We start from the raw sequence: 254 nt of genomic DNA, 5'->3' as shown, positions 1-254 counted from the left end.
GTGGTAGCGCTCGGTAAGTTCTGCGGTGATCCGCGGAGCACCGTAAACCTGATCGGAGTCCGACCAAATCTGATGAATCTTGCGGTCAACATCGTCGTAGAATGCTGCGCGATCATCGTCGCCGGATGGTTGCGTCCCCTAACGTGGTGTATCTGTAGCCCGCGGTAAGTCTTGTGCCGGTGTGCATGAAGGCGACCATCGCGGGTACCTTTCGAATCAACTCTTACCTATCCTCGAAAGGAAGTACCCTGCGA

The 254-nt window shown here is 55.5% G+C and carries 1 pseudogene; it reads right to left on the bottom strand.

The features are described from left to right. Positions 1 to 78: pseudogene (locus tag QP934_RS11615) on the bottom strand (hypothetical protein); the annotation flags it as partial. Between the last annotated feature and the right edge of the window lie 176 nt (positions 79 to 254).

Origin of the sequence: Corynebacterium sp. MSK122, assembly GCF_030229435.2 — a bacterium.
Lineage (GTDB): Bacteria > Actinomycetota > Actinomycetes > Mycobacteriales > Mycobacteriaceae > Corynebacterium > Corynebacterium marquesiae.
The sequence above is the reverse complement of the archived record's forward strand: the minus strand, read 5'-3'. Positions and strand labels throughout refer to the sequence as shown.